Source organism: Amycolatopsis sp. NPDC057786, from assembly GCF_042797905.1.
Lineage (GTDB): Bacteria > Actinomycetota > Actinomycetes > Mycobacteriales > Pseudonocardiaceae > Amycolatopsis.
This window is the reverse complement of the sequence record NZ_JBHVKW010000160.1, coordinates 1-12,854: the sequence shown is the minus strand read 5'-3', so window position 1 is coordinate 12,854 and position 12,854 is coordinate 1. Positions and strand designations below refer to the sequence as shown.

The following is a 12,854-nucleotide window of genomic DNA, read 5'->3' as shown; positions in this document are numbered from 1 at the left end:
GGGGGGGGGGGGGGGGGTCCACTCGCGGTGCCTCGGGGGGGGGGGCGGGGCGGCCGCCCGCCCTCGCCCCCGGCCCGGGCCGGTTGCTTTCGTCCGTCGCCGGGGCGGGCCCCGCCCCGCCCCCCCCCCCCCACGACCGGTCAGGAGAGCAGGTGGTCGAACTCGCCGTTCTTCGCGCCGAGAACGAAGGCCTTGATCTCGTGCGGTTCGAAAACAAGGACGGGGCTGTTCTCGCCGAGCTTCGAATCACGCACGCCCACGTAGCCCTTTACGGAGTCGTTGACTTCGACGCAGCCGGCCGAACCGGCGCTGTAGCTCGATTTCCACCAGCCGGAAAGGCCGAGCAGGGTAGGACGAGAAGAATCATTGTTCATTGAGTTCCCTTGCCAAGTTTTGAATGAAAGACCGTGTCCGCCCAGGATGCTCCGCTTGTGCCTGCAATCGTTCGAATGTGCCGCGAAATCGGCGCAGGTCGTCGGTGTCCTCGTAATAGAGGCCCTCGCGTCGGTTCTCGACGTACACGGTTCCTGGATCACCGCCGAATTCGGACGGATAGTCCAGAAGGACGAACATTCCGTCCGAGGCACCGTGGGCGCCCGCGGTGAAGGGGAGCACTTGGATGTCGATGTTCGGCCGTTCGGACAGCTCCATCAAGTGCTCCAGTTGAGCATGCATGACCGCCGGTCCGCCCACCTGGCGGCGCAGGACGCTCTCGTCGAGGATCGACCAGATATGCGGTGCGTCCCCAGGGCGGTCCAAGATCTCTTGGCGCGCCATCCGCAGGTCGACCATGGTTTCGAGTTCGGCTTTGTTGTTCCAGCGCCTGCCTTCCCTCATGATGGCGAGCGCGTAATCACGAGTCTGGAACAAACCGGGCAGTACGACCAGGTCGACGGTGCTGATGCGAGCGGCACCGGTTTCCAGGCCCAAATAGAGGTTGAACCAGTCGAATACCCCGTGGTCGAAATTGATCCACCAGTCCCTGCCGCGTTTCGCTCGTTTCGTCAGATCGCGGAAGAACGATGCCCGCTCGGGTACCCCGTAGAAATCGAGCAGGACTTCCAGATCGGCCGGTGCGGGCAGATTGCGCGAGGTTTCGATATGCGCGATGACCGTGGTGGCCTTGCCGATGCGCTCGGCCGCGGTGGCCCGGTCGTAGCCCGCCGCTTCCCGGAGGCGCTTCATCTCGAGTGCGATCCAACGCTTGATGGCGGTGGGGGTCAGCGTGCCCACGAACTGACCACCTCCTCAGGTTCTCGTCACGGAAAGTGACCCCAGTATCACCCGTATAGCGCAAAGAGAGCCAGTAGACGGTAGCGAATGTATAGCTCTACATTTAAACCCTCTACATAAGGGCACTCTACATTGTAGAGCCGGACCCGCCACCGGGTGGGTGGAAAACACGGGAGGGGAGGCGGACGCGATGGGTGAGGCCGCGGTTGTCCGGCCCGCTCCCGGCTGGTCGGGGGAGAGGGGGTGTCCGGCGATGATCGAGATCGTGATGGTGGAGCGTGCTGACGCGATCCGCCACGTTTACAGCGGAGACAACGGCTGACCGAGGAGGGGTTCCGGTGCGTCCACGTATCAAAGACGAGCATCGCCCGGTCCGGTTCGGCGACGGTTGGATCCGGATCGGCGGGGAGGTGTTCGGCATCGCCGCCGAGTTGAGGGACTCGGACGGTGCCGTGTGGGCGTTACTGGAACTCCTCGACGGAACGCGAACGGTGAGCCAGGTCGTCGCCGACCTGGCTCATCTGATTCCCGATACCTCTCCCGAAGAGATCGGCGACGCCATCGAAAAGCTCGCTGAACTCGGGTACGTCGAGAACGCCGACGAGCCGACGTGTATCGCGCTTTCCGACCGGTAACTCGAACGCCACTCGCGAAGCAGGTCGCTGTACCGGTGGATCGACCTGACGCGTAGAACGTCGAGCTGGGACTTCCAGGTCCTCCTCGCCCGGGCGCGGGTCGTGCTGGTCGGTGTGGGCGGCGTCGGGTGCACGGCGGCACTGAGCCTGGTCATGTCCGGGGTGGGACGACTGCACTGCGTCGAACCGGACGTGGTCGAACTTTCCAATCTCGGCCGCCAGATCCTTTACATCGAAGAACATCTGGGTCTGCCGAAGGTGGACGTGGCGGTGGAAAGGTTGCGCGCGGCCAATTCGGATGTGGAAGTCACCGGGGAGCCGACTCGGATCGAGAACGCGGCTTCGCTGCGGAGGCTGGCCGCCGACTGCGACGTCTTGATCATGACCGCCGACCATCCGCCGGAGATCCGGACCTGGACGAACCAGGCGTGCGCCTCGACCGGCACGCCGTGGGTGTACGGGGGTTACCACGGTCCGCAGGTCAACCTGGGTGTCTACCGACCGGGCGCGGGACCGTGTTACGAATGCGCGCGGCTCGCCGAGCGTGATCGCGACGCCGCACGGCCGCCGCTGGCGACGTGGCGTCCGGCCGCGACCATTCCGGCGCACGCGGCCAACGCGGTGACGGCCGGAGTCGCGGGCAATCTGGTCGCACACGCGGTGATGCGCCTGATCACGAACGCGCCGAAGCTCGCGCTGAACTGTCAGTACGGCTTCAGTCTCGCCACGATGGACCACAGTTTCGTCACCAGCCTGGAACGGCCGCACGCGGAATGCCGGACGTGCCTGGCCGCCGGCTGACCGGATCAGGCGTCCTCAACCAGTCTTCGTGACACGCTCTGGATCAGCCGTGCTGCCGCGTCACCGGACAAGGCGTCGGTGTGGAGCGTGCCGAAAAGGTGCTCGTACAAGGCGATCTCCTCCGGATCCCTGATCAAGTGCTCACCCGCGAACAGTTCCACCACGACGAGTTCGGCGTCGTAGATGCGGAATCCGTGCAGCGGGGCGATCGGCATGGCCTTGCCGAAGGGAAGGATCCGCAGGTCGACGGTGCGCAGGCCGGCGAGGGAGTGGAGCCGGTCCAGCTGGCCGAGTTGGGTGTCGAGATCACCGATCCGGATCCACAGAGCGGCCTCGCCGATCACCAACGGCAAGGTCTTGCCCGGATCGTGCAGTTGCGCTTGGCGTTCGATCCGGATGGCCACCATGCGCTCGATGTCGGCCTCCGGGGCGCCGCCCGTGCGTGCCGGGCCGGAGGGGAGTGCGAGCAGTTCTCGCATGAAGCCGGGCGTTTGCACCAGTCCGGGGAGCAGCGCCGGCTGGAACGTGGCGACACGGCTCGCTCGCTGCTCCAGTTCGAGGACGGATCGCTGTTTGGTGGCGGCTCCGCCTGGCTTGCCGAACTCGTCGCGGAACGAGACCGATTCCACGCGGGCGTGTTTGAGCAGTTCGAGAACCGGGCCCTCCTGGTCGACCGCGCCCGCCGCGGTGAGCCAGTCGGCGATGTCGTCACCGGTGGGGAACTGCACGGCGGTTTCGATCTTGGACACTCGCGATTGGGGCCAGCCAAGGCGTTTGGCGAACTGATTGCCGGACAGGCCGGTGGCTGCCCGGAGCTCGCGGAGTTTCGTGGCGAGCCGGACGCGGTCGGAGCCGGGATGAGGCGACGACGTGGGCATGATCTTCTTTCGCAGGGTCGAGGCGAAGTGGGGCTGCTCGTTGCGTGATCATGCTACTCCCATGCAGCATTAGAAGGCGAATAGTACACGAATAGACGCATGTGAAGTGCATAGTTCGCGAATAGACTCGAGGCGACCGGACTAGGGGAGGGTCGATGTTCGCCAACTGGATTCAGATCGCCGAACTCGCACTGCTGCCGCTGGGCTTGGGGATCGGCTATGCCGCGGGGCGGACCTGTCGTCGGGAGGAGAGGGTGTCCTTTCGTGACGGCGTAACGATCACCCACCCCGGACTGGTCGCGGAGTATCGGCATCCGGCCCCGGACGTGGAGGCGGGCTGGAGATCTGCCCGGTAGGCGAGCCCAGGGGAGGGGAGCACCTCATACGGGCCGAGCCTCCGGGTGGGGGAGGGCGACGGCAGGTCCCGAAACCCGCGCCGGGACCTGCCGTCGACGCCCTCGTCGATCCCAGGCCTTCAAGGTGTATAACGCCCTATTCGGCCAGGCTTTGTACAAGATCATTTTGCCTACCTGGAAAAGACCAGCAAAGCCTGGCACGGTGATCAGGGACCTTGTAGCGGGAAAGAGGCCTTCACGCGTAGCGCCCGTGACTACTGATGCACACGGGACGCATGTGGCGATAGCCGAAGTCCGTGAAGGCCGGGCCCAGCAACCGGAAGCCACTCACGAGAGTGGTCAGGGGACGAGGATCGCGCGGCCGCGGATGCGTCCGGCGTCGAGGTCGTCGAGCGCGGTTTGGAATTCCTCGAGCGGATAGCGAGCGGTGTGGAGTTTCACGCGGCCTTGTGCGGCGAGGACCATGAGTTCGCAGAGGTCGGTGTAGGAGCCGACGAGGTTGCCGATCAGGTTGATCTCGGTGGAGATGACGTCGATGGTCGGGACGTCGATGTTCTCCCCGTAGCCGACGACGTGGTAGTCGCCCGCGCGGCGCAGCATCGCGAGGCCGTCCTTGGTGGCGCCGCCTTCGCCGACGAAGTCGATCACGGTTTCGGCGCCTTCGCCGCCGGTGAGGTCGAAGACCTGGTCGACCTGGGTGCCGTCGGCGATGACGCCGTGGTCGGCGCCAATGGTGACGGCGAGTTCGACGGCGTCTGGGTTGCGGTCGACGACGACGAGTTCGGCGGCGGTGAGGGCTTTGAGCACCTGGATCCCGATGTGGCCGAGGCCGCCGGCGCCGATGACGACGCAGCGGTCGCCAGGCCGGAGCCTCCGGGCGGCCTTCGCCGCGGCGTGGTACGCGGTGAGTCCCGCGTCGGCGAGGGCGGCGACGTCGGCGGGTTCCAGGTTGTCGTCGATGCGGACGACGCTGCGGGCGGAGGTCTTGAGGTATTCCGCGTAGCCGCCCGCGGTGTCGATGCCGGGGAACTGCGACCGGGCGCAGTGGACGTCGTCGCCGGAACGGCAGGCGCGGCAGAGGCCGCAGGTGATGAGGGGGTGGACGATGACCTTGTCGCCTTCGGCCACGTTGGTCACCGCGCTGCCGACGGCGTGTACCCAGCCGGCGTTTTCGTGGCCGATCGTGTACGGGAGGGTGACGCCGGATTTCTCGGCCCATTGGCCTTCGAGGATGTGGAGGTCGGTGCGGCAGACGCCGGCGCCGCCGATGCGGACGATGACGTCGTAGGGGCCGGTGGGTTCGGGTTCGGCGACCTCGGTCAGCTGGAGCTTTTCGTGGTAGCCGATGACCTGGATCGCTTTCACGATGCGTGGACCTCCTGGTCGCGGGGTGTCTGGTCGGCAGCGGATTCCGGGTAGCGGGTGCGCAGCAGGCCTCGACAGAAGTGGGCGTTGCCGTCGATCGAGATGCGGACGGAGCGGGCGAACCGCAGCCGTAGCGGGATTTCCTCGCGGGGGTAAGGCTTTCCGTGGTCGTCGACGAGGACCGGTGCCTCGGGTGTGGTGTCGAGTCCGAGCGCGCCCCGTCGGCGCAGGAGCGCGTGGGTGGTGCGGTGGTCGGGCAGGTCGGCGAGGGTGATGTCGTGGAGCCGGTCTTCGGTCAGTTCCCGGTTTTCGCGCAGGAGCCGGGTGAGGGCGCGTTCCATGGCCGCGGTGCAGGCTTTGCGGCGGAAGGTGAGCCGGAGTTCGTCGAGGTCCTGGTCGGCTTCGTCGCCGAAGGTGCCGCGGTAGCCGGCGTCGGCGGCGAGGCCGCGGTTGATGAGGTCGGAGTCGTGGTGGTCGTCCAGGATGACGTGGACCCGGGACACTCCGTCGAGCGCGGTGAGGACGTCTTTGGCGTCGGAGGCCATGAGGTAGGCGAAGTTCGGTGAGCAGAACGACGTCGGGAGCCTCAGGTGGACGGTGACCTCGTTTCCTTGGACGGTGAGGGAGCGGACGAAGCCGAGGTCGGTGATGGGTTCGTCGAGTTCGGGGTCGAAGACGGCGTGGAGCGCGGTGTAGGCGTCGTGTTCGCGCATGTCAGGCCACCGAGACGGCTTGGGTTTCGATGCGCCGGACCTGGAGTCGCTCGGGTACCGGGAGGTCGTACATCGCGGCGGCGTTGAGGCCGAGGATCTTGCGTTTCTGGTCGGTGGTGAGCGGTGCGTATTCGGTCATGTCCTCGGGGATCTGGAAGTCGACGAACCGTTCGACCAGCCATTTCGGGGTCCAGAGCGCGTAGTCGCTGGAGAACTGGATGCGGTCTTCGTCGAGCCAGTAGAGGAGTTCGCCGATGATCTGGGCGAAGTAGCGCGGGCGGGTGTGGATGAACGGCATCGCGACGGCGAGGCCGGCGTGGACGTTGGGTTCCTGGGTGGCGATCCAGCAGAAGTCTTCGAGCCGGGGGAGTCCGCAGTGTTCGACGACGAAGTTGAGGTCGGTGTAGTCGGTGGCGACCTTGTCGACGTCGGCGACGTCGAAGGCGTCGCGGTCGAGGGGGCGGATGGTGGGGCCCTTGTGGATGTGGATGTTGCGGATGCCGAGGTCGAGGCAGGCTTCCAGGTAGCGGCGGCACCAGGGGTCGTCGAGTTTGTAGCCGCGGGAGTCGTCGCGCCATTCTGCGGTGTAGAGCTTGACGCCTTTGAGACCGAACCGTTCGGCGTCGCGGCGGAGCTGGTCGAGGCCGGCTTGTTCGAGGCGTGGGTCGAAGCAGTGGTTGTAGGTGAGTTTGTCCGGGTGTTGTTCGGTGAGGGCGAAGGCCTCTTCGGTTTGGCTGAAGCCGTTGTCGTAGAAGGCGCCGAGGTGGGCGGGCTGGAAGATGGCGTGGTCGACGTAGCCGTCTTGGAAGAGGTCCTTCATCAGGCGTGCGCCGCCGTAGTAGAGGAACTCGTCGTAGGGCCACAGTTCGGATTCCGGGCTGAGGTTGCGGTGGTAGTCGTAGAAGCAGTCGATGAACTGTTTGCCGTGGATGTTGGCCTGGTTCTCCGGCCGGGCGTCCCAGAGCGCGACGTGCGCGTCCACGATGAAGTAGCTCTCGCCGTCCTTGGTGTACATGGGTTTCCTCCGCGTTCGTGACCGCCGTTGGCACGTTGGAGGTGAACGGTAGGGGTGTCGGCGCAGGTCAGGGAGGTGGTCGGTGTCTCAGTTTGAGACACCGGCGGGCCTGTGCGGAGGTGGCGGCGGACGTACGCTGGCGGAGGTCCGAACGCACTGTGGCGTCCCGGGAGGTCGATGTGGAGAGCGCGAACGCGGTGATCGCGCCGCGATTGCGGGCGTCTTGGCAGCGCAGCGCCCGGTACGGCGCGCCCGAGGACGAGGTGCGGCCGGTGTTCACCGGGTCGCTGGACACCGGTTCGTTGTTGTACGAGTGCGGCAACGAGGTGCTGCGGGGGTTGCAGGCGACGCTGGCGAACGAGCCGGTCAGTTTGATGATCACCGACAGTGAGGGTCTGGTGCTGAGCAGGCTGTGCACGGACGCGTCGATCGTCCGGTCGTTGGATCGGGTGCATCTGGCGCCGGGGTTCTACTTCGCGGAGAGCAATGCCGGGACCAATGGGCTGGGTTTGGCGCTGGCGGATCGTGCTCCGACGTTGGTGCGGGCCGCGGAGCATTACTGCACGGGTTTGCGGGGCTATACGTGTGCGGCGGTGCCGGTATTGGATCCGCTGACCGGTGCCTTGGCGGGGAGCGTGAACCTGACGACCTGGTCGGATCAGTCGTCGGAGTTGCTGTTGGCGTTGGCGCAGGCGGCGGCCGGGAACACGGCGGCGTTGATGCTGGCGCGGGCGTCGGGGCGGACTCCGCGGCCGTCGCCGCGGGGTGAGGTGTTCCGGGTTCAGCCGGATCGGTTCGATCCTGCTGATGTCCCGATTCTGTCGCGGGGCTGGGCGGACGCTCTCGGTGAGGTGGGTTCGTCGTTGCGTCGTGGGCGGGTGGTAGCCGTCGTCGGTGAGGCCGGGGCGGGGAAGACGGCGCTCGCGTCGGCCGCGCGGCGGGAGACGCGGCCGAGGGAGCGGGTGCTCAACGCGCGTCCACCCGCGCCGGACGACGTCGACACGTGGCTGACGTTGTGGACACCGGAGCTGGTGAAGGACGGGACGTGCGTGATCGTCTCTGGGGTGGACACGCTTCCGGCGTGGGCGGCAACCGAGCTGGCGGGGTTGTTCGCCGAAGCCCGGCGGGAGGGGGAGCCGCCGCCGTTCGTGCTGACGGCGGAGGACGCCGGTGCGATACCGGAGGCGCTCGCCCCGCTGGTGGAGGTGGTGGTCGAGGTGCCGGCGTTGCGGTTCCGGCCGGACGACATCGTGCCGCTGGCCCATTATTTCGCCCGCCGCGACCGGGGGCGCGAGGTCGTGTTCACCCCGGCCGCGGTGCGGGCGCTGACCGCTTGTGACTGGCCGGAGAACGCCAAGCAGTTGCGCAGGGTGGTGCGGGAGGCGGCGTCGCGGTCGGACGTGGTCGACAGTCGTCATCTTCCGGCGGAGGTGTTCTCCGGGGTGGGGCATCGGTTGAGCCGGTTGCAGGCGATGGAGCGGGACGAGATCGTGCGGTGCCTCGCCGAGCCGGGGGCCACTGTGGTCGGTGCGGCGGAGAAGCTCGGGATGGGCCGGGCGACGCTGTACCGGAAGATGGGCCAGTACGGGATCAAGGCGCGGCAGTTCCGCTCTTAGTGGTCGGCGAGCCTGGCGAAGCCGTCGGAGCCGTGGCCGGCGTCGATCGCTCGTTGTACTTGGGCTCGCGCCGCGGAGAGGACACCGTTGTCGAGGCCTTGTGCGCGGATCGCGTCGAGGATGTGGTCCATTGTCGCGGCGGTGGATTCGAGGGTGCCGGCGTCGCCGGAGTAGTTGTCGGTGGCGACCTGTTCGGCGAGCAGGTCGATCATGGCGGGGAAGAAGCCGAGGAGTGCCTTGGCGTGTGCGGCGAGGTCGGTGGCGCCGATGTTCTCCGCCTTGGCCAGCGCGAACATGTGGATCACTCCGCTCATGGAGGTCCAGAGCATGTCCTGGAGGGATGCGTCGAACGCGGCGGCGCGGCCGGGTGAGTCGCCGACGTACTGCGCGTTCTCGCCGAGCGCGGCCAGCGTGGGCCGGCGTGTTTCGTAGACGTCGGCGGGACCGCTGAAGAACAGGGCCGCGTCCGGGCCGCCGATCGCGTCGGTGGTGGCCATGATCACGCCGTCGAGGTAGTCGATGCCGTGCTCGGCGGCCCAGGTCGCCATCGCGCGGGCTTGCCGTGGTGATCCGCCGCTGAGGTTGACGAGCGTGCGGCCTTTGAGCGCGTCGGCGTCGAGGATGGACTGCGCCACGGCGTAGTCGCGCACGCAGACGATCACGAGCGGGCTGGCGGTGATCGCTTCGGCCGCCGTCGGGGCAACGGTGGCGTCGAGTCTGGATTCCTTGCCAGGAGTGCGATTCCACACGGTGGTGGGGTGGTCGGCGGCGGCGAACGCGGCGGCGAGGGCGTGGCCCATGGGGCCGAGTCCGAGGACGGTCACGGTGGTCATGGCGGCTAAGCTAAACCTTGACATTGACGTGAGAGTCAAGTCTGGAGTGCGGATGCGGATCGGGGAGCTCGCGCGGCGGACCGGCGTCAGCGAGCGCGCGCTGCGGTACTACGAGGAGCAGGGTCTGCTCACTCCGGAGCGGCGGCCGAGCGGCTACCGCGTGTACGGGGACGCCGACGTGGCCGCGGTGCGGCGGATCAGGATCCTGCTCGCGGCCGGGCTGAACACGGCGCAGATCCTGGAGATCCTGCCCTGCATCGTCGACGAGGACGGTTGGTTGACGCCGGACTGCCCGGAACTGGTCGAGGCGCTGCGGCAGCAGCGGAGCCGGATCGACGACGCGATCGGTGAGCTGGAGACCACCCGCTCGAATCTCGACATGATCATCGGCAGCGAAAAGGCGGCCGCGTCCCGGGGGACACGGCCGCCTTCGTGAGGTGGATCAGGCTCAGATGAGGCCGAGCTTCTTCACCGCGTCGCGCTCTTCGGCCAGCTCGTTGACCGAAGCGTCGATGCGGGCGCGCGAGAAGTCGTCGATCTCCAGGCCCTGGACGATCTTGTACTCGCCGTTCGCGGCGGTGACCGGGAACGAGGAGATCAGGCCCTCCGGGACACCGTAGGAGCCGTCGGACACGACCGCCGCGGAGGTCCAGTCACCCTCGGGGGTGCCGTTGACCCAGGTGTGGACGTGGTCGATCGCCGCGGAGGCGGCCGACGCCGCGGAGGACAGGCCGCGGGCCTCGATGATCGCGGCGCCGCGCTTGGCGACGGTCGGGATGAAGTCGTCGGCAAGCCACGCCTGGTCGGTGATGACCTCGGTCGCGGGCTTGCCGGATACCTCGGCGTGCGCGATCGACGGGTACTGGGTCGCGGAGTGGTTGCCCCAGATCGCGATCTTCTTCAGTTCGGTCACCGGCACGCCCAGCTTCTTCGACAGCTGCGCGAGGGCGCGGTTGTGGTCGAGGCGGGTCATCGCGGTGAACCGCTCGGCCGGGACGTCGGGCGCGTGTGCCTGGGCGATGAGGGCGTTGGTGTTGGCCGGGTTGCCGACCACGAGGACCTTGATGTCGCTCGCGGCGCCGGCGTTGATGGCCTCACCCTGCGGCTTGAAGATGCCACCGTTGGCCTCGAGCAGGTCGCCGCGCTCCATGCCCTTGGCGCGGGGACGGGCGCCGACGAGCAGGGCGACGTTCGCGCCCTCGAAGGCCTGCTTCGGGTCGTCGAAGATGTCGATGCCCGACAGCAGCGGGAACGCGCCGTCTTCGAGTTCCATCGCGGTGCCCTCAGCCGCCTTGACCGCCTGCGGGATCTCCAGGAGCCGCAGCTTCACCGGGGTGTCCGGGCCGAGCAGCTGACCGGACGCGATGCGGAAGAGCAGCGCGTAGCCGATCTGGCCGGCCGCACCGGTGACGGTGACGTTGACAGGGGCTTGGGTCATTGCGGTTCTCCAGCTTGAGGCGACATCGACTTGTACCGAGATGCTAGTCCTGTCCCGAGTCGCCGTTCGGGTGCGTCCAGTCACTGTTTTCTTGATCGATGCGGTGCCCGCGTCACGCCGCCGGGTGACCTGGCTCACGCCGAGGAGCGCCGTGTCTCGCCGGAATCGTCAACGGTGAGTCCGCGAAAGCGGTTTTCATATCGTGCGAAGTGAATGGTGTTTTTCCTTGCTCGCGGTGTTCGCATTGGTTCCGGAAAACGGTTACAGACCATAATGTCATTTCATGAACCGATTGCCGGGACGTTTGCGTCCGATCGGCGGGCGGCATCGTGGAGATCGTTTCGCTAACATGAGTCCGCCCAGTTCCCCGCCCCCGTGTGGAAGTTTTGGGAAGGACCCCATGCTCAGCACAATGGTTGCCGCCGTATCACTTTTCTCGTCGATAATAACACCGAACAGCATGTCCCCGCCGCCGGGACCGCCGCCCGATCGCGTCGTCATCGACGTCGTCACCGTCAACGGCTCCGGATGTCCGCCGGGCTCGTCCGCGGTCGCCGTCGCCAAGGACAACACCGCGTTCACCGTCACCTACAGCGAATACACCGCCCAGGTCGGCGTCGGCGCGAAACCGACCGACTTCAGGAAGAACTGCCAGCTCAACCTGAACATCCACGTTCCGCAGGGATTCACCTACGGCATCGCCAGCGCTGATTACCGCGGTTTCGCCTACCTCGAATCCGGCGCCAAGGCGCTGCAGCGGGCGAATTACTACTTCCAGGGTAATTCGCCGACCGCGCACGTCAGCCATCCCGTCAACGGGCCGATCTCGGACAACTGGCAATTCCGTGACGAGGCCGAAGGCGGCGTCATCATCTACAAGCCGTGCGGCGAGGACCGGAACCTCAATGTGAACACGGAACTGAGGGTCGGCGCCGGTACGTCGGATCCGAAGAAGACCACCAGTTTCATCACGATGGATTCGACCGACGGTGCGTTCAAGACCACCTACCACTTCTCGTGGAAGACCTGCCCGACCTCCTGACAGCCGTTCCTGGGTGACGGCCTGCTTCCCGGTACGGAAGAAGGCCGTCCCACCCATGCCCGGTCAGGGTCTTGGCTGCCCTGAACGAGGGCTCACCGCTCGTCGCCGCCTGTCCGGCGGCGACGAGCCTTCTCGACGACCTCATTGGGAAGGATCCCATGCTCAACGCGCTGGTTGCTGCCGTAACGCTTTTCTCGTCGGTCGTCACTCCGAACGCCTGGGTGCCGCCCCCGTTGCCGTCCGACAAAATAGTCATCGACGTCGTGACCGTCAACGGAACCGGATGCAGACCCGGTACGGCGGCCGTTTCCGTCTCGCCGGACAACACCGCGTTCACCGTCACCTACAGCGAATACACCGCCCAGGTCGGCGTCGGCGCGAAACCGACCGATCTGCGCAAGAACTGCCAGCTCAATCTGTATGTCCATGTGCCGCAGGGATTCACCTATGGCATCGCGGGCACGGATTATCGCGGGTTCGCCTCTTTGGCTGCGGGAGCCACCGGGCTGGAACGGGCAAATTATTACTTCCAGGGCAATTCCCCGACGTCCTATGTGACCCACAGCCTCAAGGGTCCGTTCGAGGACAACTGGCAGTTCACCGACGAAATCGAAGTCGGCGCGATCGTTTACAAACCCTGCGGTGAGGACCGGAACTTCAACATCAACACGGAACTGCGGGCCGGGGTCGGCACTTCCGATCCGAAGAAGACCACCAGTTTCGTCACGATGGACTCGACCGACGGTTCCATCAAGACCACGTACCACTTCTCCTGGAAGAACTGTCCCAAACCGAAGAGCTGACCCCTCTACGTGGATTCCGGCCGCGGTTCGATTTCCGCGGCTCGTTCCGTGAAGGCCTCCTTGAGGGACCCAGAGCCCCTCAAGGAGGCCTTCACGGAAGTTTCTGAGCGTCACATTCGCCCCATG

15 protein-coding genes are annotated in these 12,854 nt (G+C 66.4%); 7 read left to right on the top strand and 8 right to left on the bottom strand.

Annotated features, from left to right (window positions below; translation table 11 throughout):
- Positions 1–140 precede the first annotated feature (140 nt).
- Positions 141–374, bottom strand: coding sequence for a DUF397 domain-containing protein (locus ACFVM3_RS40475; RefSeq protein WP_378445080.1), 234 nt, complete (start codon positions 372–374; stop codon positions 141–143).
- Positions 364–1,233 carry a helix-turn-helix domain-containing protein gene (locus ACFVM3_RS40470; protein ID WP_378445079.1) on the bottom strand — a complete coding sequence of 290 codons (870 nt, stop codon included), beginning with the start codon at positions 1,231–1,233 and terminating at the stop codon, positions 364–366. Before ACFVM3_RS40470 ends, ACFVM3_RS40475 begins: the two co-directional genes overlap by 11 nt.
- A 338-nt stretch (positions 1,234–1,571) precedes the next feature.
- Between ACFVM3_RS40470 and ACFVM3_RS40465 the strand changes: the two genes are divergently transcribed.
- Both ACFVM3_RS40465 and ACFVM3_RS40460 read left to right on the top strand, forming a co-directional pair.
- Positions 1,572–1,868, top strand: a complete 297-nt coding sequence (locus ACFVM3_RS40465) for a hypothetical protein (protein WP_378445078.1) — start codon at positions 1,572–1,574, stop codon at positions 1,866–1,868.
- 27 nt (positions 1,869–1,895) lie between these two features.
- The gene (locus tag ACFVM3_RS40460) at positions 1,896–2,669 is read left to right on the top strand and encodes a HesA/MoeB/ThiF family protein (protein ID WP_378445083.1); all 774 of its coding nucleotides are present in this window, start codon (positions 1,896–1,898) and stop codon (positions 2,667–2,669) included.
- Positions 2,670–2,674: 5 nt separating this feature from the next.
- On the opposite strand, the gene ACFVM3_RS40455 is transcribed toward ACFVM3_RS40460, so the two are convergent.
- On the bottom strand, positions 2,675–3,547 hold the full coding sequence (locus ACFVM3_RS40455) for a helix-turn-helix domain-containing protein (RefSeq protein ID WP_378445077.1): 873 nt from the start codon (positions 3,545–3,547) through the stop codon (positions 2,675–2,677).
- A gap of 155 nt (positions 3,548–3,702) precedes the next feature.
- Here ACFVM3_RS40455 and ACFVM3_RS40450 point away from each other — a divergent pair, with 155 nt between their 5' ends.
- The gene (locus ACFVM3_RS40450; RefSeq protein ID WP_378445076.1) at positions 3,703–3,903 is read left to right on the top strand and encodes a hypothetical protein; all 201 of its coding nucleotides are present in this window, start codon (positions 3,703–3,705) and stop codon (positions 3,901–3,903) included.
- Positions 3,904–4,242: 339 nt separating this feature from the next.
- On the opposite strand, the gene ACFVM3_RS40445 is transcribed toward ACFVM3_RS40450, so the two are convergent.
- The 3 genes from ACFVM3_RS40445 to ACFVM3_RS40435 are packed head-to-tail and all read right to left on the bottom strand — an operon-like array spanning position 4,243 to position 6,996.
- Positions 4,243–5,268 carry an NAD(P)-dependent alcohol dehydrogenase gene (locus ACFVM3_RS40445; protein ID WP_378445075.1) on the bottom strand — a complete coding sequence of 342 codons (1,026 nt, stop codon included), beginning with the start codon at positions 5,266–5,268 and terminating at the stop codon, positions 4,243–4,245.
- Entirely contained in the window at positions 5,265–5,981 is a 717-nt protein-coding gene (locus tag ACFVM3_RS40440) for an iron-sulfur cluster assembly protein (protein ID WP_378445074.1), read from the bottom strand. Before ACFVM3_RS40440 ends, ACFVM3_RS40445 begins: the two co-directional genes overlap by 4 nt.
- A gap of 1 nt (position 5,982) precedes the next feature.
- Positions 5,983–6,996 carry an amidohydrolase family protein gene (locus ACFVM3_RS40435; RefSeq protein WP_378445073.1) on the bottom strand — a complete coding sequence of 338 codons (1,014 nt, stop codon included), beginning with the start codon at positions 6,994–6,996 and terminating at the stop codon, positions 5,983–5,985.
- Between the two features lie 179 nt (positions 6,997–7,175).
- Between ACFVM3_RS40435 and ACFVM3_RS40430 the strand changes: the two genes are divergently transcribed.
- The gene (locus ACFVM3_RS40430; RefSeq protein ID WP_378445072.1) at positions 7,176–8,612 is read left to right on the top strand and encodes a helix-turn-helix domain-containing protein; all 1,437 of its coding nucleotides are present in this window, start codon (positions 7,176–7,178) and stop codon (positions 8,610–8,612) included.
- Here the strand turns inward: ACFVM3_RS40430 and ACFVM3_RS40425 are convergent.
- A complete protein-coding gene (locus ACFVM3_RS40425; RefSeq protein WP_378445071.1) occupies positions 8,609–9,445 on the bottom strand; it encodes an NAD(P)-dependent oxidoreductase in 837 nt (278 codons plus the stop codon). The genes ACFVM3_RS40430 and ACFVM3_RS40425 overlap by 4 nt on opposite strands.
- 52 nt (positions 9,446–9,497) lie before the next feature.
- On the opposite strand from ACFVM3_RS40425, the gene ACFVM3_RS40420 reads away from it, so the two are divergent.
- Positions 9,498–9,881: a MerR family transcriptional regulator gene (locus tag ACFVM3_RS40420; RefSeq protein WP_378445070.1), complete on the top strand. Its 384-nt coding sequence runs from the start codon at positions 9,498–9,500 to the stop codon at positions 9,879–9,881.
- Positions 9,882–9,893: 12 nt separating this feature from the next.
- Here ACFVM3_RS40420 and ACFVM3_RS40415 read toward each other — a convergent pair whose 3' ends face one another.
- The gene (locus ACFVM3_RS40415) at positions 9,894–10,883 is read right to left on the bottom strand and encodes a malate dehydrogenase (protein ID WP_378445069.1); all 990 of its coding nucleotides are present in this window, start codon (positions 10,881–10,883) and stop codon (positions 9,894–9,896) included.
- A gap of 460 nt (positions 10,884–11,343) precedes the next feature.
- On the opposite strand from ACFVM3_RS40415, the gene ACFVM3_RS40410 reads away from it, so the two are divergent.
- Both ACFVM3_RS40410 and ACFVM3_RS40405 read left to right on the top strand, forming a co-directional pair.
- The gene (locus tag ACFVM3_RS40410) at positions 11,344–11,925 is read left to right on the top strand and encodes a DUF4360 domain-containing protein (protein ID WP_378445082.1); all 582 of its coding nucleotides are present in this window, start codon (positions 11,344–11,346) and stop codon (positions 11,923–11,925) included.
- A gap of 158 nt (positions 11,926–12,083) precedes the next feature.
- Positions 12,084–12,728 (top strand): DUF4360 domain-containing protein, encoded by a 645-nt coding sequence (locus tag ACFVM3_RS40405; RefSeq protein ID WP_378445081.1) that lies wholly within the window; start codon positions 12,084–12,086, stop codon positions 12,726–12,728.
- Positions 12,729–12,854: the final 126 nt, after the last annotated feature.

Excerpts from the sequence above, each read along its gene's own strand:
- ACFVM3_RS40455 (WP_378445077.1), bottom strand. The coding sequence starts at position 3,547 with ATGCCCACGTCGTCGCCTCATCCCGGCTCCGACCGCGTCCGGCTCGCC.
- ACFVM3_RS40475 (WP_378445080.1), bottom strand. The coding sequence starts at position 374 with ATGAACAATGATTCTTCTCGTCCTACCCTGCTCGGCCTTTCCGGCTGG.
- ACFVM3_RS40410 (WP_378445082.1), top strand. The coding sequence starts at position 11,344 with ATGTCCCCGCCGCCGGGACCGCCGCCCGATCGCGTCGTCATCGACGTC.
- ACFVM3_RS40435 (WP_378445073.1), bottom strand. The coding sequence starts at position 6,996 with ATGTACACCAAGGACGGCGAGAGCTACTTCATCGTGGACGCGCACGTC.
- ACFVM3_RS40440 (WP_378445074.1), bottom strand. The coding sequence starts at position 5,981 with ATGCGCGAACACGACGCCTACACCGCGCTCCACGCCGTCTTCGACCCC.
- ACFVM3_RS40450 (WP_378445076.1), top strand. The coding sequence starts at position 3,703 with ATGTTCGCCAACTGGATTCAGATCGCCGAACTCGCACTGCTGCCGCTG.
- ACFVM3_RS40405 (WP_378445081.1), top strand. The coding sequence starts at position 12,084 with ATGCTCAACGCGCTGGTTGCTGCCGTAACGCTTTTCTCGTCGGTCGTC.
- ACFVM3_RS40415 (WP_378445069.1), bottom strand. The coding sequence starts at position 10,883 with ATGACCCAAGCCCCTGTCAACGTCACCGTCACCGGTGCGGCCGGCCAG.
- ACFVM3_RS40420 (WP_378445070.1), top strand. The coding sequence starts at position 9,498 with ATGCGGATCGGGGAGCTCGCGCGGCGGACCGGCGTCAGCGAGCGCGCG.
- ACFVM3_RS40425 (WP_378445071.1), bottom strand. The coding sequence starts at position 9,445 with ATGACCACCGTGACCGTCCTCGGACTCGGCCCCATGGGCCACGCCCTC.